This is a genomic window from Enterobacter sp. 22499 (genome assembly GCF_052044815.1).
GTDB lineage: Bacteria > Pseudomonadota > Gammaproteobacteria > Enterobacterales > Enterobacteriaceae > Enterobacter > Enterobacter bugandensis.
Map to the genome: position 1 here is coordinate 324,734 of NZ_JBQENR010000001.1, position 21,276 is coordinate 346,009.

15 protein-coding genes are annotated in these 21,276 nt (G+C 57.2%); 6 read left to right on the forward strand and 9 right to left on the reverse strand.

Annotated elements, in window-relative coordinates; genetic code table 11:
- Positions 1–12 precede the first annotated feature (12 nt).
- Positions 13–942: a 1,2-phenylacetyl-CoA epoxidase subunit PaaA gene (gene paaA, locus ACTJI7_RS01515; protein WP_192979045.1), complete on the reverse strand. Its 930-nt coding sequence runs from the start codon at positions 940–942 to the stop codon at positions 13–15.
- Positions 943–1,227: 285 nt separating this feature from the next.
- Here paaA and paaZ point away from each other — a divergent pair, with 285 nt between their 5' ends.
- The 3 genes from paaZ to ACTJI7_RS01530 all read left to right on the forward strand — a co-directional run bounded on the left by paaZ (position 1,228) and on the right by ACTJI7_RS01530 (position 6,972).
- Positions 1,228–3,270 carry a phenylacetic acid degradation bifunctional protein PaaZ gene (paaZ, locus tag ACTJI7_RS01520; protein WP_041910195.1) on the forward strand — a complete coding sequence of 681 codons (2,043 nt, stop codon included), beginning with the start codon at positions 1,228–1,230 and terminating at the stop codon, positions 3,268–3,270.
- Between the two features lie 203 nt (positions 3,271–3,473).
- Positions 3,474–5,747 (forward strand): primary-amine oxidase, encoded by a 2,274-nt coding sequence (tynA, locus tag ACTJI7_RS01525; RefSeq protein ID WP_440669557.1) that lies wholly within the window; start codon positions 3,474–3,476, stop codon positions 5,745–5,747.
- Between the two features lie 118 nt (positions 5,748–5,865).
- Positions 5,866–6,972: a GGDEF domain-containing protein gene (locus ACTJI7_RS01530; RefSeq protein WP_063153949.1), complete on the forward strand. Its 1,107-nt coding sequence runs from the start codon at positions 5,866–5,868 to the stop codon at positions 6,970–6,972.
- A 40-nt stretch (positions 6,973–7,012) separates the two neighbouring features.
- Here the strand turns inward: ACTJI7_RS01530 and ACTJI7_RS01535 are convergent, their stop codons facing one another.
- Positions 7,013–8,512, reverse strand: a complete 1,500-nt coding sequence (locus tag ACTJI7_RS01535) for an aldehyde dehydrogenase family protein (RefSeq protein WP_440669560.1) — start codon at positions 8,510–8,512, stop codon at positions 7,013–7,015.
- A 241-nt stretch (positions 8,513–8,753) separates the two neighbouring features.
- Here ACTJI7_RS01535 and feaR point away from each other — a divergent pair, with 241 nt between their 5' ends.
- Positions 8,754–9,662, forward strand: a complete 909-nt coding sequence (feaR, locus tag ACTJI7_RS01540) for a transcriptional regulator FeaR (RefSeq protein ID WP_048960759.1) — start codon at positions 8,754–8,756, stop codon at positions 9,660–9,662.
- Here the strand turns inward: feaR and ACTJI7_RS01545 are convergent, their stop codons facing one another.
- The 4 genes from ACTJI7_RS01545 to ACTJI7_RS01560 all read right to left on the reverse strand — a co-directional run bounded on the left by ACTJI7_RS01545 (position 9,663) and on the right by ACTJI7_RS01560 (position 13,349).
- Complete coding sequence (locus ACTJI7_RS01545; protein ID WP_028013020.1) at positions 9,663–9,980, reverse strand: YdbL family protein; 318 nt, start codon at positions 9,978–9,980, stop codon at positions 9,663–9,665.
- Positions 9,981–9,987: 7 nt separating this feature from the next.
- Entirely contained in the window at positions 9,988–10,173 is a 186-nt protein-coding gene (locus ACTJI7_RS01550; RefSeq protein ID WP_028013019.1) for a YnbE family lipoprotein, read from the reverse strand.
- Entirely contained in the window at positions 10,170–12,809 is a 2,640-nt protein-coding gene (locus ACTJI7_RS01555) for a YdbH family protein (protein ID WP_136431287.1), read from the reverse strand. The genes ACTJI7_RS01550 and ACTJI7_RS01555 overlap by 4 nt, the downstream gene beginning before the upstream one ends.
- Before the next feature lie 216 nt (positions 12,810–13,025).
- Positions 13,026–13,349, reverse strand: a complete 324-nt coding sequence (locus ACTJI7_RS01560) for a hypothetical protein (protein ID WP_440669562.1) — start codon at positions 13,347–13,349, stop codon at positions 13,026–13,028.
- Between the two features lie 325 nt (positions 13,350–13,674).
- On the opposite strand from ACTJI7_RS01560, the gene ACTJI7_RS01565 reads away from it, so the two are divergent.
- Positions 13,675–14,664 (forward strand): 2-hydroxyacid dehydrogenase, encoded by a 990-nt coding sequence (locus ACTJI7_RS01565; protein WP_063153943.1) that lies wholly within the window; start codon positions 13,675–13,677, stop codon positions 14,662–14,664.
- A gap of 18 nt (positions 14,665–14,682) precedes the next feature.
- Here ACTJI7_RS01565 and ACTJI7_RS01570 read toward each other — a convergent pair whose 3' ends face one another.
- From ACTJI7_RS01570 to dcp, 3 genes are all read right to left on the reverse strand, one after another.
- Positions 14,683–15,888, reverse strand: a complete 1,206-nt coding sequence (locus ACTJI7_RS01570) for an MFS transporter (protein ID WP_063153941.1) — start codon at positions 15,886–15,888, stop codon at positions 14,683–14,685.
- 424 nt (positions 15,889–16,312) lie between these two features.
- Entirely contained in the window at positions 16,313–17,860 is a 1,548-nt protein-coding gene (locus ACTJI7_RS01575; protein WP_063153938.1) for a methyl-accepting chemotaxis protein, read from the reverse strand.
- A gap of 410 nt (positions 17,861–18,270) precedes the next feature.
- Positions 18,271–20,304, reverse strand: a complete 2,034-nt coding sequence (dcp, locus tag ACTJI7_RS01580; protein WP_063153936.1) for a peptidyl-dipeptidase Dcp — start codon at positions 20,302–20,304, stop codon at positions 18,271–18,273.
- A gap of 142 nt (positions 20,305–20,446) precedes the next feature.
- Between dcp and ydfG the strand changes: the two genes are divergently transcribed.
- Positions 20,447–21,193 (forward strand): bifunctional NADP-dependent 3-hydroxy acid dehydrogenase/3-hydroxypropionate dehydrogenase YdfG, encoded by a 747-nt coding sequence (gene ydfG, locus ACTJI7_RS01585; protein WP_028013011.1) that lies wholly within the window; start codon positions 20,447–20,449, stop codon positions 21,191–21,193.
- Positions 21,194–21,276 lie beyond the last annotated feature (83 nt).

The window sequence follows — 21,276 nt, forward strand, 5'->3', positions numbered from 1 at the left end:
GGTTATTTCCTCTTATGCGGCCTGACGGGTACGTTGTTTTTCGGCGTGCACCAGCGCGGCTTCCCGCACCCACGCCCCGTCGTCCCAGGCTTTGCGTTTCGCGGCCAGACGTTCGTGGTTACAGATGCCGCGCCCGTTAATGACCTCGTCAAACTCCTGCCAGTCGATCTCGCCGAAGCGGTAGTGACCGCTCTCTTCATCGAAACGCAGGTCCGGATCCGGCACCGTCATGCCGAGCATCTCCACCTGCGGCACCGTGTTGTCGACAAAGCGCTGGCGCAGCTCATCGTTACCGAAGCGTTTGATTTTCCAGGCCAGGCTGCGGGCGCTGTTAGGCGAGTTGTCGTCGTTCGGCCCGAACATCATCAGCGCCGGCCACCAGAAGCGGTTGATGGCGTCCTGCAGCATCTGACGCTGGGCCTCACTGCCCTGCGCCAGCGCCATGCAGGCCTCAAAGCCCTGACGCTGGTGGAAGCTCTCTTCTTTACAGATTTTCACCATCGCCCGGGCATACGGGCCGTAGGAGGTCCGGCACAGCGCCACCTGGTTGACGATGGCCGCCCCGTCCACCAGCCAGCCGATCACGCCGATATCGGCCCAGCTCAGGGTCGGATAGTTGAAGATGGAGGAGTATTTCATCTTGCCGTCGAGCATCTTCTGGTAGATGTCTTCCCGCGCGCAGCCCAGCGTTTCCGCCGCGCTGTAGAGGTAAAGCCCGTGTCCGGCTTCGTCCTGCACTTTCGCCAGCAGGATCGCTTTTCGGCGCAGCGTCGGCGCGCGGGCTATCCAGTTCCCTTCCGGGAGCATGCCGACAATTTCGGAGTGCGCGTGCTGACCAATCTGGCGGATCAGCGTTTTACGGTAGGCTTCCGGCATCCAGTCCTGAGGCTCAATCGCCGTCTCCTGCGCTATGCGCTGCTCAAACCGTTGTTCTTGCGTCACGTCATCACCTTAATGATTCGTTAGTTTGCAAATTAAAGCGAAATGTTGAATCACTTTGTTTTTTAAAAGTTACACAAAGGTTAAATATAACCCCAAGAATTGTTTCCCGGTTTTGTGATGCTGCTCGCAAGGCTTTTACGCCAGGCCTTTTATAAAGCGCCTTTACGCGATGCGATTCGTCCAGCCAGATCACAACGTTAACAATTCATTAAAAACACAGCTTGATTTTTATGATTCGCGATCAAACTATTAATAGTGAAATCACGAAACATTTGGAGATAAGCGATGCAGCAGTTAGCCAGCTTCTTGTCCGGTACCTGGCAGTCTGGCCGGGGCCGCGAACGCGCGATTCATCACGCCATCAGCGGCGAAGCACTCTGGGAAGTGACCAGCGAAGGGCTGGACATGGCGGCCGCCCGTCGCTATGCCATTGAGCATGGTGGCGAGGCATTGCGCGCCATGACCTTTATTGAACGTGCCGCCATGCTGAAAGCGGTGGCGAAACACCTGCTCGGCGAAAAAGAGGCGTTTTATGCCCTGTCCGCCCAGACGGGCGCGACGAAGGCGGACAGCTGGGTCGATATTGAAGGCGGCATCGGCACCCTCTTCACTTATGCCAGCCTGGGCAGCCGCGAGCTGCCGGACGACACGCTGTGGCCGGAAGATGAGCTCATCCCCCTGTCGAAAGAAGGCGGCTTTGCGGCGCGCCACGTTCTGACCTCGAAATCCGGCGTGGCGGTACACATCAACGCCTTCAACTTCCCCTGCTGGGGAATGCTGGAAAAACTCGCGCCGACCTGGCTTGCCGGGATGCCCGCCATCATCAAGCCCGCCACCGCTACCGCGCAGGTGACGCAGGCGATGGTCAAATCCATCGTGGACAGCGGACTGGTGCCGGACGGCGCCATCAGCCTGATTTGCGGCGGCGCGGGCGATCTGCTCGACCAGCTCGACAGCCAGGACGTGGTGACCTTTACCGGCTCCGCCAGCACCGGGCAAAGCCTGCGCGTGCACCCTAATATTGTGGCGAATTCGATTCCGTTCACCATGGAAGCCGACTCCCTGAACTGCTGCGTGTTGGGTGAAGACGTCACGCCGGAGCAGCCGGAGTTTGCCCTGTTCATTCGGGAGGTGGTCCGCGAAATGACCGCCAAGGCCGGGCAGAAATGTACCGCCATTCGCCGGATTATCGTCCCGCAAAGCCAGGTTGATGCCGTCAGCCAGGCGCTGATTGCCCGTCTGGAAAAGGTGGTAATGGGCGACCCGGCGCAGGAAGGGGTGAAGATGGGAGCACTGGTCAACGCTGAACAGCGCGCAGACGTGCAGGAGAAAGTGGATCGGCTGGTCGCCGCAGGCTGCCAGATCCGTCTGGGCGGCAAAGCGGATTTGCAGGCCGCGGGGGCGTTCTTCCCGCCGACCCTGCTGTTCTGCCCGCAGCCGGATGAAACCCCGGCGGTGCACGATACCGAAGCCTTCGGCCCGGTCGCCACGCTGATGCCGTATCGCAGTGCAGAGCACGCCATGCAGCTTGCCCGCGCGGGCGGCGGCAGCCTGGCGGGGACGCTTGTCACCGCAGACCTGAACATTGCCCGCCAGTTTATTGCCGGCGCGGCACGCGCCCACGGGCGAATTCAGATCCTTAACGAAGAATCATCAAAAGAATCTACCGGCCACGGCTCCCCGCTTCCTCAGCTAATGCACGGCGGCCCTGGCCGCGCGGGCGGCGGCGAAGAGCTGGGCGGCCTGCGCGCGGTGAAGCACTACCTGCAGCGCACCGCGATTCAAGGCAGCCCGACGATGCTGGCCGCCATCGGCAAGCAGTGGGTGCGTGGCGCAGCGGTGCAGGAAGATCGCGTCCATCCGTTCCGTAAATACTTTGAGGAACTGCAGCCGGGCGACAGCCTGCTGACGCCGCGCCGCACGCTGACGGAGGCGGACATCGTCAATTTTGCCTGCCTGAGCGGTGACCACTTCTACGCCCATATGGACAAGATCGGGGCGGCAGAGTCGATCTTTGGCGAGCGTGTGGTTCACGGCTACTTCCTGATCTCCGCCGCGGCGGGACTGTTCGTTGATGCAGGCGTCGGGCCGGTGATTGCCAACTACGGCATGGAAAACCTGCGCTTTATCGAGCCGGTCAAGCCGGGCGACACCATCCAGGTGCGTCTGACCTGCAAGCGCAAAACGCTGAAGAAACAGCGTACCGCCGAGGAAAAACCGACCGGCGTGGTGGAATGGGCGGTAGAGATTTTCAACCAGCACCAGCAGGCCGTGGCGCTCTACTCCATTCTGACGCTGGTGGCGCGCCAGCGGGGTGATTTCAGCTAACGTTCGCCCTCATCCTGCCCCTCTCCCCAACGGGGAGAGGAGATTGCTCTGCACGACCTGTGATTTATCTCAGCGCCTTTTTTAACCTGGCAAGACCAACAAATAACCTGGCAGATGCAGGCAAACGCTTTTCTCAGGCGCCTGTCAGGATAAGGCTGTCACAACACAATAAACCCTAAAAACACAACAAGATGAGGTCTACGATGGGAAGCAATTCTTCTTTTTCTGCCCGTAGAACGGCACTGGCCATGGCCGTTGCGCTGTGTTGCGCCTGGCAATCCCCTGCTTTCGCCCACGGCAGCGAGGCGCATATGGTCCCGATGGACAAAACACTGCAGGATTTTGGCGCGGACGTTCAGTGGGATGATTACGCACAGATGTTCACCATTGCGAAAGACGGCGCCTTCGTGAAGGTCAAACCGGGCGCAAAGACGGCCATCGTCAACGGTCACCCCCTCAAGCTTGAAGTGCCGGTAGTGATGAAGGACAAAAAAGCCTTTATCTCGGAGACCTTCATCAACGATGTTTTCCAGTCTGGTCTTGACCAGACCTTCCAGGTTGAAAAACGCCCTCACCCGCTAAACGCGCTCACGGCGGACGAAATTAAGCAGGCTGTCGGGGTTGTGAAAGCCTCTGCGGATTTTAAACCCAATACCCGCTTTACCCAGATCGCCCTTGCGGAACCAGAGAAAGCCAAAGTGTGGGACTTTGTGCTCAACGGTACGGCAGTGGACGCCCCTCGCCAGGCGAAGATCGTCATGCTCGACGGCAAGCAGGTTATCGAAAGCGTAGTGGACCTGAAGGATAAAAAAATCCTGCGCTGGGAGCCGGTGAAGGACGCGCACGGCATGGTGCTGCTGGATGATTTCACCGCGGTTCAGCAGATCATTAACGAGAGCTCGGAGTTTGCCGAGGTGCTTAAAAAACACGGCATCACCGACCCGAAAAAAGTGATCACCACGCCGCTTACCGTCGGCTACTTCGACGGTAAAGACGGCCTGAAGCAGGAAGACCGCCTGCTTAAGGTGGTGAGCTATCTGGACGTCGGCGACGGCAACTACTGGGCGCACCCGATCGAGAACCTCGTGGCCGTGGTCGATCTTGAGCAGAAAAAAATTCAGAAGATTGAAGAAGGTGCCGTTGTGCCGGTTCCGATGACTCCGCGCCCCTATGACGGCCGCGACCGTGTCGAGACGCCGAAAAAGCCGCTGGACATCATTGAGCCGGAAGGCAAGAACTACACCATTACCGGCGACATGGTGCACTGGCAGAACTGGGATTTCCACCTGAGCCTGGATTCCCGCGTCGGCCCGATGATTTCGACCGTCACTTACAACGACAACGGGAAAAAGCGTCAGGTGATGTATCAGGGATCGCTCGGCGGCATGATTGTCCCTTACGGCGATCCGGACGTGGGCTGGTACTTCAAGGCCTATCTCGACTCCGGCGACTACGGCATGGGCACCCTGACCTCGCCGCTGGTGCGCGGTAAAGACGTGCCGTCCAACGCCGTGATGCTCAACGAAACCATCCCGGACTACACCGGCACGCCGATGGAGATCCCGCGCGCGATCGCCATTTTCGAACGCTACGCGGGGCCAGAATATAAACATCAGGAGATGGGCAAGCCGAACGTCAGCGCCGAACGCCGCGAGCTGGTGGTGCGCTGGGTGAGTACCGTGGGCAACTACGATTACATCTTCGACTGGGTGTTCCACGAAAACGGCACCATCGGCATTGACGCCGGTGCAACGGGTATCGAGGCGGTGAAAGGCGTGCAGGCGAAAACCATGCATGATGCCACCGCCAAAGACGACACAAAGTACGGCACGCTGATCGATCATAATATCGTGGGCACCACGCACCAGCACATCTATAACTTCCGTCTTGATATGGACGTGGACGGCATCAACAACAAGCTGGTGGCGATGGACCCGGAAGTGAAGCCGAATACCGCCGGCGGCCCGCGCACCAGCACCATGCAGGTCAATCAGTACGATATTGATACCGAACAGCAGGCGGCGCAGAAGTTTGACCCAGGCACCATCCGACTGCTGAGCAACACCAGCAAGGAGAACCGCATGGGCAACCCGGTCTCGTACCAGATTATCCCTTACGCGGGCGGTACCCATCCAGTGGCGACCGGCGCGAAATTTGCCCCGGACGAGTGGATCTACCATCGTCTGAGCTTTATGGATAAACAGCTGTGGGTGACGCGTTACCACCCGGACGAGCTGTATCCGGAAGGGAAATTCCCGAACCGCTCTATCCACGATACGGGTCTGGGCCAGTACAGCAAGGATAACGAGTCGCTCAACGATCAGGACGACGTGGTGTGGATGACCACTGGCACCACCCACGTCGCACGCGCGGAAGAGTGGCCGATCATGCCGACGGAATGGGTGCATACCCTGCTTAAACCGTGGAACTTCTTCGACGAGACGCCAACGCTCGGGAAGAAAAAAGACGAAAAATAACCATCCGCCGGGCAATTGCCCGGTTTTTTTTGCCCTGGCGTTTGAGGATTGTCCTGGCTTGCTTATAGTTACTGATATCTCACCTGCATGATTTTTCCCCCGGACGGGAAAGGGCTTTATGGAAAAAAGAAAAAAACCGACGCTGGAACGAGCAACCTGGCCGACGCGCCACGCCATGGTTATGCACGGGCTGGCGATGAACCTGCCCTGGCTGGCTTTCGTCAACATCAGCTTCGCCTTGATGATTCTGCTGCGCCATGTTCTGCTTAACGCCAGCGATCCCCTTTATCCCCACTTGCCGCATATGATGAAAATGGTCGACGCATCGATGCTCGGCATTATTATCCTCTCGGCTGCACTGATCCTTATGGGCTGGCGGCGCATCGCCGGTATCAGCGTAGTGCTGTGTATCTGTAGCGCTATCTGGTCGATATCATGCTTCTGGTTTATCACCGATTTACTGCTGCCCCACGTCTGGCCGCTGTGCGTTATTTTATTACTCGCAGGGTTAACGGCCCTCTACTTTTACCCTGTGGGTTTGCTCGCCTTCGTGCTCCCGCTCTGGATAACCTTGCCGATTGCAAGCTGGGTACTGAATGATGGCCTTAATCTTCACTTCGTTATCATCTGGAGCGTCTTTTCGCTGATCCTGATCTGCGGGCGATTCATCCTCTTAAGCTGGTTTGACGAGGCCTGGCGACGTAACCAGCAAAACCAGCTGCTGATCTCACGACTGGATGCGCTGGCGCATCAGGATCCGTTAACCACAACCGCCAACCGCCGGAAGATGGAGGTGGTGCTGGAGAACGCGGTTGAGCAGAAGAAACCGTTCTCGCTGATTATGCTGGATATTGACTATTTCAAACGCTACAACGACACCTACGGTCACCAGGCGGGTGACGACTGTCTGACGCGCGTGGCGCGGGTGCTGAAGCAGTCAGTGCGAACGCCCGACGATGTGGTGTCACGTTACGGCGGCGAGGAGTTTGTGGTGATCCTGTTTAACTGCCCGGAAAATATCGCGGAAAAAGTTGCGGTACGCATTCAGGACGGCCTGCGCGCGGAGTCGATACCGCACAGCGCGTCATCCGTCAGCGATCGTGTCACCGTGAGTATGGGGATTGCGGGTATGGTCGAGGGGCTTGCGGGTACCGAGATTATTGCCCGCGCCGATGCGGCGCTGTACCGGGCGAAAGAGGCCGGGCGGGATCGGTGGTCGCTTTGAATAACGCCGGGTGGCGGCTACGCCTTACCCGGCTTGTTTTTTAATACCGCACGCAAACCGACTTGGTTTCGCACCAGCCGTCCAGCCAGTCCGGGCCAAAATCACGTCCTGTACCGGACTGCTTCATGCCACCGAACGGCAGGTTGGCGTCAATCAACGTATGGCTGTTCACCCAGACGGTGCCCGCCTGCAGCCGGTCGGTGTACTCCAGCGCCTTGCTGATATTCTGCGTCCAGACGCTGGCCGTCAGGCCATATTCGGTGTCGTTTGCCAGTTGGAGCGCCTCTTCTCCGTCGGATACCCGCACCAGGTTGACCACCGGACCAAACACCTCTTCTCGGGTTAACCGCAGCGCGGCATCCGGGTTCACCACCAGCGTAGGCGACACGTAATAGCCTTTGCCCTCCGGGCCGCGGTTACCGACGATCAGCTCCGCATTGCGCGACGTCGCCTCGTCGAGGAAGGTCTGCACCTTATCGCAGTGGGCGCGCGACACCAGCGGGTTGATAAACGCCTCCGGCGACATGCCCGGCCCGACGCTCAGGGATTTCACCGCCTGTTCGAACCCGCTCACCAGCGTGTCAAACAGCGGCGCTTCAATGTAGATGCGTGAGCTCGCCGCGCACACCTGCCCCTGGTTCAGGAAGCTGCCGGTCATTAATCCTTCTATCACCCACGCGGGGTCCGCATCCTTGAGTACAATTGCCGGGTTTTTCCCCCCCAGCTCCAGGGTCACTCCGGTTAGCGTGTCCGCCGCCGCACGGGCAATTTGCTTACCCGTTGCCGTCGAGCCGGTGAAGCTCACCTTTGCAATATGCGGGTGTGAGGTTAGCGCCGCGCCACACACTGCGCCGCTCCCTGTTACTACGTTGAACACCCCGTCCGGGATGCCCGCTTCACTGGCCAGCTCCGCCACGCGCAGCATGGTCAGCGGCGTGGTTTCAGACGGCTTAATGACAATTGAGCAGCCCGCGGCCAGCGCAGGCATCACTTTCCACATACCGATCATCAGCGGGAAGTTCCAGGCCACAATCCCGGCCACCACACCAACCGGCTCTTTACGCGTCCACGCCTGATAGCGCGCACCCTGCGGCAGCGGGATTGAAAGATCGAGGGTTTTGCCCGCAATTTTGGTGGTCAGCCCGGCGGTATAGCGCATCCAGTTAAGGGTGCAGCCCACTTCAAAAGCCCGGGAGATGTTAATTGATTTGCCCTGCTCCAGCGTTTCAAGCTGGGCCAGCTCCTCGCCGTGCTGTTCGACCAGATCGGCGAAATGGAGCAGGATCCGCTCGCGCTCCGCCGGTAATTTTCCGGCCCAGGTGCGGGCCACAAAGGCGCGCCAGCCGGACATAACGGCCCGGTCAACGTCATCGACGCTGGCATCGGCGGTCGAGGCAATCACCTCGCCCGTGGCCGGGTTGTAGACGTTCAGCCGTTTTTCGCTGTCCGACGCGGCCTGACGCCCTTCAATCCACAGGCCGTGGTGTCGGTCTAAAAACTGCTGCACGGCAGGCAGAACAGCCACCGGTGATTCAGACATAGGATACTCCTTCGTTATTCTTCGCAGGGTGTTCATCCAGTCTATGTGGGGTTTTGCATTCTCGCTTTTGTCTCTGTGACATTCGCTTTGCCACCTGTGACAGGTGCCGCAAATCGCGATAATCGCCGCTTATATCGCTGTTACCGGTGAGTGTTCTTTCCTATAGTCAGCCTCATAGCTCTGACAAAATGCAACACAAATGCAACAATGCGAAAACGTTGACGGTGCAGCGAGAGAAACGATGGCGTGTGCAAGCGAGCAGGAACAGTATCAGCAGTGGCTGGCGCAGATTAACCAGGTTTGCGGGCGTTTCAACGCGCAGCCCACCGAAGGCAAATTCTTCGGCGAGCTGGAAACCAGCTACGCGCGCAGCCTGAAGCTCAGTACCGTCACCGCCGGCGGCGTTAACCTGTTCCGCTCCCGACGGGAGATCGCACAGAGTAATGATGCCTGGTTCTACACCGTCTTCCAGCTTGAAGGCAGCGCGCAAATTGAGCAGGATGAGCGTCGCGCGGTGCTCAGAACCGGGGATATCACGCTGATTGACGCCTCTCGTCCCTGCTCGATCAACTGGCAGGAAAAGTCCCGCCAGATTTCGCTGCTGGTTCCCCGTCAGATTATCGAGCAGCAGTGCCGCTTTCAGGAAATAAGCTGCGCGCTCGCCCTTTCCCGCACCTTACCCACGGTACAGCTGAGCCATCGCCTGCTGATGGAAAGTATGAACAACCGCGACCTGAGTGACCGGGAGAGTGAAGCGGCGCTTGAGGCGATGGTCTGCCTGCTGCGCCCCGCGTTCCAGCAGCGCGACGTGATTCAGCCGCGCAAGGAGCGCCAGTTCCAGCACGTTGTGGCGCTGATTGACAACCATATTCAGTCTGAATCGCTGCGTCCGGAATGGATTGCCGCCGAGAGCGGAATGTCCGTGCGCAGCCTCTACCGCATGTTTGCCGAGAAGGGGCTGGTGGTGGCGCAGTACATTAAAAACCGTCGTCTGGATCTCTGCGCGCAGGAATTGCAGTCAACCGGCGACGATGAAAAGCTGGCGGGCATTGGCTACAGCTGGGGATTCACCGACCATAGCCACTTTTCAACGGCCTTTAAGCAGCGTTTTGGCGTCTCGCCGGGTGAATACCGCAAGCGCTACCGCTAGCTATTTTTTCAGCCACTTACCGTTAATGCCCTTCACGTACTCGCCCGGCTGCGCGCGGGCCACCAGCTTTTGCCCCGCCATTTTCGCCACTTCATCAACCGGCAAATTATTGCTGTCGGCCAGCTTCTGATAGCTCTCCGTGCGCGCCGCGTTAATGCGATTCACCAGCTCCAGCGTTTCGGCATCCTGTTGGATCGGAGCAAGATAGCCGCTCAGGGTTTCCCCCACGCGCCCCTGCGCGCGGGCATCGTTTAAGGTCAGCGCAGCCGCCTGCACGTTTATACTCAGGGCCAGTAAAATCAACGCTAATCGTTTCATGGCATCCTCAGAACAGATCGCTGCGCGATTTCAGCAGGGCTTCAACGTCTTTATCGACCTTGATGTGGATCTCGTGTTCGATTTTGACATTCATATTGATGGTAATCGGCTCCTTTGGCGCAGCGACTTCAATGCGCGGCGTACAGCCGGTCAGTAGCGCGGCAACGGTGAGCGCACCAGCCATCTTTTTCATTGTTGTTCCTCACTTTCCTTGCCAGTCGAACTGCGGAGACCGGGAATCGCCGCGTGTTGCTCAAACCAGGTTTGCAGGTTGTCGCCAAAACGCAGGCTGCGCCACAGGGTAAAGACATTCTCGTCATGGGTGTAGTTCAGATTGACGGAGCTGCTTTTGCCGTCCACGCGGCTGGTCCCCTTGATGGTCGCCTGCATGGTTAATTCACCCAGGTTATCTAAATTGATTCTCGTCCACGACTGCGAAATTTCCATGTAGCGGAGCCAGTTAATCGCTGCGCCCGCGACCATATTATCCTTCACGATGGCGTCTGCCGTATCTTTGTCGATGCGCAGCGTCATTGGCCCCGGGTTGGTCAGCCAGCCATCTTTAATGATCCATTTTTCATTGTCCAGCCAGAACGGCAGCGCCCCGCTCACCGGGCCCGACAGGGTAAACTGCTTCGGGTTGACGGCGCTGATCAGCTCGCTTGAGGAGATATTGTCCACGCGCAGCAGGGCCGGATCGTGCTGCGGCATCCGCAGCTGCTGCATGGTGATCTTCCCGCCGAGCGTTTCCACCTTAACGTTGGTGAGCAGCAGCGGGTTGTCCTCCGTCCAGGGGTAATTCCCCTGCAGGTCCGCGGTAATGTTGCGCGCGGTCACCAGGTTTTCCACTTCGCCAATGCGCAACGTGACCGGGCCGCGCGTGCCCAGTGACCAGGTGCCCTCGCTGAAGCGGAACGGCAGCACAAAATCGACACCGTTGATCTGGTTGTCCGGCATCCAGGCGCTGCCGGATTTCAGCACGCCGTGTCCGCCCGCCTCAAAGCCCTGATCGGGGGCCGCCGAGAAGGCAACCTGCGCATAGAGTTCTCCATCACGCAGCGTCATTTTCCAGTCCGGCGGAACCAGCGGCTGGAAGACGGTGAGCGACTGTTTCGGCCACCAGGCCTGCCCGCGAAGGCGCACGCCATCCCAGCGTCCGTTCACCTGTACCGGGCCGATGTTGTCCGCATGGAGGTCGCCCTTAAACTGAAAAACAGTCGGGTCGGTACCGTCGACGCTGAAGGTCAGGACCGAAGGCGGCAATACGCTGCCGCCGGAGAACCGGGTTTGCCCGGCATTCAGCGACAGCGCGCCGCTGAATGCGGGTTTTTCGGCATCGCGCAGCCAGCGTACAGGCCGATCCAGCACCAGACGCGGCTTGCTGACCTCCATGGTGCCATACTGAAGCTTGTCAAAACCGGTGGAGAGCGCCGTCAGCTCAATAAGGTTGTCTCGCCACTCGCCTTTCCCGGCGACATCCCAGCGGGCATGCATCGGCGTAAAGCCGCCTTTTCCCCAGTAGCGCCACTGCCACAGGCCGTTATCAGGTAAAAAGTCGTTGGCCTGACCGTCCAGGTGGAGTTCAAAACCGCCCATCTCGTTTTCATGGGCACGCAGAATAGCCTGCAGACGCCCGTCCACGCCCTTCTGGGTGAGCTTCACGCCCGCCAGCGGCCAGCGGATTTCATCGATATCGAGTGAGTCAATAATGCGCCCGCGCGAGCGGAGCAGCGCGCCGGGCTCAAAAGCAAGCTGCGGTTCATACAGGCTGCCGGTCAGTGTGGCGGGCAATTTGGCGTAAAGAATGAGATCGTTTTGCTTCGCCTCGCCGCTCAGATGCAGCGGCATGTTGCTGTTTTCCATGCTGAGCCTGCCGGGCCCAATGTTCAGTACCGCGTTACCTTTACCCGCATCGCCTTGCGTCAACACGTTCAGTCGTCCGGTCAGGGTGGCTTTCTCCAGCCCCTGCTGCCAGTTGTCGGCGCGAAGGGACACCCGCCCGCGCAGCGGCATACCCGAAAGATCCCAGTTCCAGCGCCCGTCGCTGATGTTCAGCTGTTCCGCCGTGATCTGCCACGGCAGGTCGAGAAGCGGATCGGGGTTATCCCGCGCCATCACCACCAGTTGTCCCTGATTGTCTTCCCAGTCGAGATCGGCATCGACCAGAGACGTTAACTGTGGCACGTTAAAGGTCGCGACCGCGTGGCCTTTCACCGGCACGCCGTCCGGCACCAGCGGCAAAGTGAACTCGCCCACCAGCTTAACCGGCTGCGGCTGGTCAGGGAGCTGAACATCGAACTGGCTGACCGAGAGCGTCTGGCCGCGAAGCGTGCCTTTGATGCTGACCTGTTCGCCTCTGTAAGCGATCTCCTGGCTGGAGGGCGTCAGTGACGCATTAAGCTCGCCCTGCCACTGCTGCCAGGGCGAGAGCGTCAGACGGTGAATGGTGAGCCAGGTATTGGGCAACACAGCCTGCCACTGGGCCAGCGTTTTGGGGGCGACCGTTGAGGGCGCAGACTGGGGAATTTTGCTCAGGCAGACGGTGTTAAGATCCAGCGCGCCGATATCCAGTTTCCAGCGGCTCGGATGTGACAGCGTCACGTTATCGATGCGGGCAATTTCGCAGTCTTCCACCAGATAGCGAAGATCGGGGATCACCAGCGCGTGGCGAGTCAGTTTTGGGCTTTCTTCGAAAGCAATGCGCGTCCCGACGGGGAGCCAGATCCCGGCGAGCGTCGGCACCCACTGGGCGAGCGTCATCAGCAGCGTCAGCGGCACCAAAATCAACAGCAGTAAAACCGCAATGGCGGCTTTGTATTTACCCTTCATGGGCAGTTAATGTCCTGATTTTTCTAAAGAATTAAGCCGGCAATGCCGAGTATTGTCGCATGTTTGGCGGTTGAGTTGAAGTTAACCCCAAGATAAAGGATAGATGCTGTAAAGAGTATGAGAAAACTTTTTTGCTATGCGTAACCTACAGAACACATTTTAGATTCAGTGGGTTACGCATTATCTCAGACGTAAAAACGGGAAAACACTGCGTAACTAATACCTGTTCCTGAGCATTGCCAATAGGTAGAGCATGGCGAATATCAACGACCCCCAATACACTGAATCGTACCGCCATGGATCAAAATCGATATGTAAAAAACCGCGAACAAACTCATAGCCGTTGGCAAAAACATTAATCTGGATGGCTGCAATCGCTATCACAAACAGCGTATAGGCAATGAACAATGGATATTTACGGAGCCTATTGACCTTGAGTTTTCCAATCAACAGTAAGAAGAAAACCGCAATAGATGCTATAAAATAGTACAAAACAGGCAACATCGGCGCAGATAAGGATAACTCCACTTGTTGCGACATGCATCATTCTCCCTCTTTTCAGAAACTCATCCGGTTCCTAATATCGTCCCATCACATCCGGAAGGATTGCAGTTTTCATACCCTATTGCCATTCTTTCAAGTAATACCGATATGCGTTTTTCGCACCCGTTACCCACTCCGTTTTGCCCAACCTGATTTGAACCGAGTCGCGCCGAAGATTTCTCGTACTAAGAATATCATGGAGTTAGGGTGTATATATGCTCTAGAATAATTGATAGAACTTATTGAATTCAATAATATTTTAGAAATTGTAAGATAATTTTAATCATGCTAACGTGAATGCAAAATCACTGGAGAAAGTCTTATGAAACTCGCGGTATATAGCACAAAGCAGTACGACAAAAAGTATCTGCAACATGTTAACGAAGCTTACGGGTTTGAGCTTGAATTTTTCGACTTTCTGCTGTCCGAAAAAACCGCCAAAACGGCGCACGGCTGTGAAGGCGTCTGCATTTTTGTTAACGATGACGGCAGTCGTCCGGTGCTGGAAGAGTTGAAAAGGCAGGGAGTGAAGTATATCGCCCTGCGCTGCGCCGGCTTCAACAACGTGGATCTCGACGCGGCAAAAGAGCTGGGTCTGAAGGTGGTTCGCGTCCCGGCGTACTCCCCGGAAGCGGTAGCAGAACATGCGATTGGCATGATGATGTCGCTCAACCGTCGTATTCACCGCGCTTATCAGCGCACCCGTGACGCCAACTTCTCGCTGGAAGGGCTGACCGGCTTTACCATGTACGGCAAAACCGCGGGCGTGATCGGCACCGGTAAAATTGGCGTGGCTGCCCTGCGCATTCTGAAAGGCTTCGGCATGCGTCTGCTGGCATTCGATCCGTACCCGAGCGCCGCAGCGCTGGATCTGGGCGTGGAGTACGTTGACCTGCCGACGCTGTTCTCGCAGTCCGACGTGATCTCCCTGCACTGCCCGCTGACGCCGGAAAACTACCACCTGCTTAACCAGGCGGCGTTTGACCAGATGAAAGACGGCGTGATGATCATCAACACCAGCCGCGGCGGTCTGGTTGACTCTCAGGCTGCTATTGAAGCGCTGAAAACCCAGAAAATTGGCGCGCTGGGGATGGACGTGTATGAGAACGAGCGCGATCTGTTCTTTGAAGACAAGTCCAACGATGTAATCCAGGACGACGTGTTCCGCCGTCTGTCTGCCTGCCATAACGTCCTGTTTACCGGCCACCAGGCGTTTCTGACTGCCGAAGCGCTGATCAGCATTTCGGAAACCACGCTGGGGAATCTTCAGCAGTTAGAAAAGGGTGAACCGTGCCCTAACGAACTGGCTTAAATGCTACGCCGGGTGGGGCTAAGCTTCATCCGGCGCGTTTGTTTCCCAGCTTCGGTGAGCAACGCGCCACCAGAGCAGGACGGCGGCCAGCGCAATCGCGCTCAGGACACTGAATGCCGTCGCAAACGAGTAATGACCGGCGATCGTCCCGGTTAACGCAGGGCTCATGGCTGCCCCCACTCCCTGCATAAGCATCACCACACTCTGCCCGGCATTAACGTGCCCGCTTCCGCGCAGCAGCACCACAATAAACGACGGTACGACGACACCCAGGATCCCGGCGGCGAGACCGTCGAGAATTTGTACCGGGATCATCATTAACGGCGCGTCTGTCGATGCCGCCAGCGCCGCACGCACCGGCATAACCAGCAGCGCCAGCATAATCAAGCGCCAGTAGCCGTAGCGTTCTATTCGGCCTGCAACCCAGATGGCAACGGGGATCATCACCGCCTGCGAGATGATGACGGTGCCTGCCGCGTACAGGCCAGGGTTGATCGAGGCGGGTGCCGCGGCCACCCTCATGCTCAGCATCGGCAGCAGTGCGGCATTCGCCAGGTGGAAAAGCAGTAGCGTCAGCCCGGTCACAAACAGCGCCCGGTTTTTAATCAGCACCGCGAAGCCGGGGACAGGAACGCTACCTGAGGATGAAAGCCCTCGCGCCGCATCGTTATCAATATCCCCATTGCGGATGGCAAGCAGCGCGCAGAGCGTCAGCAGCGTCGTGCTGGTCATCAGCAGGAAAATCCCCCCGACGCCCCAGTACCAGGCAATACCGCCTGCTATCACTGCGGTGACAAAATTACCGCCGTGATTGAACGCCTCATTTTTGCCCATCTGCGCGCTGAACCCGCGCTGGCCGGTCAGGCCCAGCGTAATCCCGGCGATGAGCGGCCCGACAAACGCCGCGCAGATGCCGGTGACCATTTGTGAGACGGCAACAACGCTGGTCTGCTGGCTAAACCAGAGCAGCAGCGTACTCAGGGTGATCAAAGTGCAGAGCAGCGCCAGCACGGCGCGTTTGTTCCGCGAAGTGTCAGTAATTACCCCCGCCGGGAGCGTAGCCAGCAATCCCGCCAGCCCACCGGCAGTCATCAGAATGCCGATATCATCGGGGCTCCAGTGGCGTTCTGTCAGAAAGATACCGAGAAAAGGACCAAGGCCATCACGGACATCCGCAATGAAAAAACTTGTCAGGCATAACGCCCGCAGCGAACGAAGAGACATACTTCCTGCCTGTAAATTATCCGGCTCGCGTTTCGCGATGACCCGCGTCCAGACGATCGTACAATAAAATTTAAAATGTAGCGTAGCGCTGCTTATTGAAAATCAGATGACGGCCCAAAAGACCGGATTAACCGGGGAGGCTACGCGTCACACCAGCCTCCAACGAGCTGTAGCAAAATGTGAATAGCCGCCGGGAACATCAACACGAAGAGTAAAACTGTCACCACAGCAATCGCCATCAGAAACTCCTTTTAAATTTTCGTTTAACGAAATCCTAGTCAGTATTTTTAAATTGTCACTGACGCTCGGCTATTTTCTTCATTATTCACGGGGACGCCCCTTTTTATTAGCGCCCCCGTGCTGGTTTGATTAAAATTCGCGTTTAAAACGCCGGAGCTTTACCTTTTGATTATGCTTTTGCTGCTCAAATAGCAAAGTTTTCCGTCATCTGCTTCAGTGCCCTGGACTGCTCGGTCAGCGCCTGCGATGCCGCTGCGGACTGCTCAACGAGCGCCGCATTACCCTGCGTCACGCCATCCATCTGGGTGACAGCAGCGCTGATTTGCATGATGCCCTGCATTTGCTCAACCGAGGCCATTGAAAGACTGTCCATAGTTTCAGCAAGCGTAGCCACGTTGCTCGCAGCCCGCAAAATCGTCTCTGCCGTTCTGGATGCCACCGACACACCGTTATCGACATCCTCAACGGCATGCTCAATCAGCGCCCCAATTTCTTTGGACGCCGTTGCGCTGCGCTGAGCGAGATTTCTGACTTCCGTCGCCACCACGGCGAAGCCACGACCATGCTCACCGGCACGTGCAGCCTCGACCGCCGCATTCAGCGCCAGAATATTAGTCTGGAAAGCAATCCCTTCTATAACGCTGGTGATTTCCTTTATCTTCAGGGCGTTAGCCGAGATATTCTGCATCGTTTCGCTCATTTCGCCCACGGCAGACTCACCTTCACGTGCCAGTGCTTCCGTCTTTCTTGCTGACGTTGCCGTATGCTCCGCGACCTCGGTATTGTTCCGAACGGTCATCGTCAGCTGTTCCATGCTGGCGGCAGTCTGCTGCAACGCCGCCGCCTGCTCCTCGGTACGAGACGATAACTCCATATTGCCCTGCTCGATCTCACCGGCAGCCAGATCCACCGACGTCGCGGCCTCTTTGATTTCAGTGACAAGGGTTTTCAACTGGGTCTGCATGTTGTCCAGAGCCGCAAGCAGCGTGCCGGTTTCATCCATCCGGGTAATACGTATGGTTGAGGTGAGATCGCCAGCGGCAATGGTGTTCGCCGTATTCACGGCCTGCTTTAGCGGTCGGAGAATACTGCGCGACAGCAAAATACCCGTCAGCAGCGCGGTGACAACCGCCGCAATCATTCCCAGGATTATCATCATGCGCGTACGGAAGCGTTCTTCAGCCAGTCGGGTTTGACGTTCAGCCATAATGCGGTATTCGTCGCTCAGCGCTTGCTGAATAACACCCCGCATGGCGTCCATTTGCTCTTTTCCGGTATTACGCTCCAGGCTACTGATGAACGCATCCATCTCTTCGCCCCCGCGGGATACACTCTCTCTTCGCTGGATTAACGGCAGCGCAAATGATCTTTTCCATTCTTCTTCAAGCCTGGAGAGGGTGGTTAATTTTTGCTGCTGCGACGGGTTATCACGCGTAAGCCCTGCAATTTCGTCAACTTTGCTTTTAAACCTCTCATCCCCCTGCGTGAAGGGTTGAAGAACGTCCTGATTGCCGGTGAGCGCAAAACCGCGAATGCCGGTTTCCATGTTGATCAGGTTTTCGGTTACGGAGCGAAGGTTATCGACCACTTTATAGCTATGAACGTTGAGCTTGCTGACGGCAGTCACTCTGTCAAAGCTCAAATAGAGCAGCCCGCAGACGACTGACATTAAAACCACAATTGCGCCAAATGCTATGGTAAGCCGGGTGCCGATGTTGAGATTTTTAAACATGACTCTTCCTTAATAATTAGCATAGGTTCATCTTCTGGAGATGAATTTTAATAACGGCTTATTTTTTGTGGTTAATGGAAATGGGTTTCCACCACGACCACACCCATGCTAATCGGCAGAGAAAATTAATACTTTAGACTGGGATAAAAATATTATAATCATCTTTTTGCGATGATTCTTATATGCAATAAACGGCCATGCTTCAGTCAGCATAAATAATTAAATAAACTTGCGAGCATTATAAATTTGAGATTGGTAAAAGCGCCTAAATTTAAGCACATTTAATATAAATATATTTCAAACCGTTAACAAATGTAAATTTTAGCTCTTTTTTTGACCATTTTCGGGCTTTCAGACCTTAAAAAAAAACCGGGCGCGGGGCCCGGTTATCTTCTTAGCTAAAAGTGACTTTATGCGCTCAACCCGCGATTCTCCAGCATCGGTTCAATCTTCGGATCGTGCCCGCGCCAGCTGCGATACAGTTCAGCCAAGTCCGTACTGTTACCACGGGACAAAATCGCCTCGCGGAATTTCTGCCCGTTTTCACGCGTCAATCCACCCTGCTCCACGAACCACTGATAGCCATCGTCCGCCAGCATTTGCGTCCACAGGTAGGCGTAATATCCCGCAGCGTAGCCGCCGCCGAAGATATGGGCAAAGTAGCTGCTGCGATAGCGCGGCGGTACAGCGGGCAGATCCAGCCCCTCTTTTTTCAACGCGGCGGCTTCGAATTCTTCAACGCTCGACACGGCCTCGCTGATGCCGTGCCAGTTCATGTCCAGCAGCGCCGCACTCAGCAGCTCCGTCATGTCATAACCCTTGTTGAAATGGGTCGCGTTAAGCATGCTTTCCCGCAGCGCGTCCGGCATGGTGTCACCGGTTTCGTAATGACGGGCATAGTGGCTAAACACCTGAGGATGGCTGGCCCAGTGCTCATTGATTTGCGACGGGAATTCAACGAAATCACGCGGCGTATTGGTACCGGACAGCGTGGCGAAGCGCTGGCTGGCAAACAGACCGTGCAGGGTATGGCCAAACTCGTGGAACAGGGTTATCACGTCATCCCAGGAGAGAAGCGCGACGCCGCCGTTACCCGGCTTTTGGTAGTTGCAGACGTTGTAGATCACCGGGCGGGCAGCAAGCTCAAAGGACTGCTCGATGAAATTGCCCATCCAGGCCCCGCCCTGCTTGGAATCGCGGGCGAAGAAGTCGCCGTAAAACAGCGCCATGCCCTCACCGGTGTGGTCAAAAATTTCCCATACGCGGACGTCAGGGTGATAAACCGGAATGTCGAAACGCTCCACAAAACGAATGCCAAACAGCTGGCTGGCCGCCCAGAATACGCCATCCTGCAATACGGTATTGAGCGCAAAATAGGGTCGAATCTGCGATTCATCGAGGGCGTATTTCGCCTGGCGCACGCGCTCAGCATAAAAGGCCCAGTCCCAGGCCTGCACGGTGAAGCCACCCTGCTCGTCGTCGATGACCTTCTGAATATCGGCCTGCTCGCGTTCCGCGCGGGCGCGGGCGGCAGGCACAATGCCGCGCATAAATTCCAGCGCGGCGGCCGGGGTTTTCGCCATCTGGTCGGCGATGCTCCAGCTGGCGTAATCCTCAAAGCCGAGCAGACGGGCCTGGCGCGCCCGCAGCGCCGTAAGGCGCAGGATCAGCGTGCGGGTGTCGTTTTCATCCCCTTTCTGGGTGCGCGTCCAGCCGGCGTTGAACAGGTTTTCGCGCGTCTGCCGATTGCGCAGCGCGGCTAGCGCAGGCTGCTGTGTCGTATTCAGGAGCGGGATCAGCCAGCGGTCGTTAAGCCCTTTTTCCGCGGCGGCCTGCGCCGCAGCAGAAATCTCTTCGGCGCTAAGGCCTTCAAGCTGGTGCGCGTAATCCACCACCAGCCCGCCCGCGTTGTTAGCGGCCAGCAGGCGCTGGTTAAACTGGCTGGTCAGGGACGCGGCCTCGGTATTCAGCGCCTTCAGCTCGGCTTTTTCCGCTTCATTCAGGCGCGCGCCGGCCAGAATAAAGCGCTGGTACGTCTCCTCGACCAGCCGACGGGATTCGGCATCCAGCGCGGCGCGGTCCTGCCAGACGCTCTCGACGCGGGCGAAAAGAGTGTCGTTCAGCCAGATGTCGTTCGCCAGCGCGGCAAGTTCGGTGGAGAGTTGCTCCTCCAGTTCCTGCAGGTACGCATTAGTGTGCGCGGAGGTCATGGCGAAGAAAACGCTGCTGACGCGCGCGAGCATGATGCCGCTTTTCTCCAGCGCCAGCACGGTGTTAGTGAAGTCTGGCGCAGCGGTGTGAGTGACTATCGCCTCTATGTCCGCCCGCTTCTGGCGAAGCGCTTCATCGAAGGCCGGACGATAATGCTCGTCTTTGATGGTATCAAAATGGGGGGCCTGGTAAGGCAGCAGGCTAATGTCAAAAAAGGGGTTGGTGGCCGTCATCTTTCACTCCTCCGAACGAATATCTTCCCAGAGTAGGCCAGGCCGCCATCGCCTGCAACGCCGTCATACAAATGTTGCCTTAACGCACCCTCTGCGGGCGTGCTATGTTAGTACCACACAAAAAGCGTTGAGGAACAGTGAGATGATTATTTTAGTTACCGGGGCAACGGCAGGTTTTGGTGAAAGCATCACGCGTCGCTTCGTCGCCAACGGGCATAAGGTGATTGCAACGGGCCGTCGTCAGGAGCGCCTGCAGGAGCTGAAGGACGATTTAGGTGACAGCATCCTGACCGCGCAGCTGGACGTGCGTAACCGTGCGGCCATTGAAGAGATGATTGCCAGCCTGCCGGCAGAGTGGCGTGCCATCGACGTGCTGGTCAACAACGCCGGTCTGGCGCTGGGCATGGAGCCTGCCCACAAAGCCAGCGTTGAAGACTGGGAAAACATGATCGACACCAACAACAAAGGGCTGGTGTACATGACCCGCGCGGTGCTGCCGGGCATGGTCGAGCGCAACCGCGGCCACATTATCAACATCGGTTCTACCGCCGGGAGCTGGCCTTACGCGGGCGGTAATGTCTACGGCGCGACCAAAGCGTTTGTGCGCCAGTTCAGCCTGAACCTGCGCACCGACCTGCACGGCACCGCCATTCGCGTCACCGATATCGAGCCGGGGCTGGTAGGCGGCACCGAATTCTCCAACGTGCGCTTCAAGGGCGATGACGCGAAAGCGGATAAAACCTACGAAAACGCCAACGCCCTGACGCCGGAAGACGTCACCGAAACGGTCTGGTGGGTCGCAACGCTGCCAAAACACGTCAACATCAATACCGTGGAAATGATGCCGGTCAGCCAGAGTTTTGCCGGACTTAGCGTCCATCGTGGCTAAATAAGCCCTTCCCGGCCCGCGGGCCGGGTCTGTTTCGGGTCATAAAAGAATGGTAGTATGTTCGGGCTAACTCTCTGAGAAAT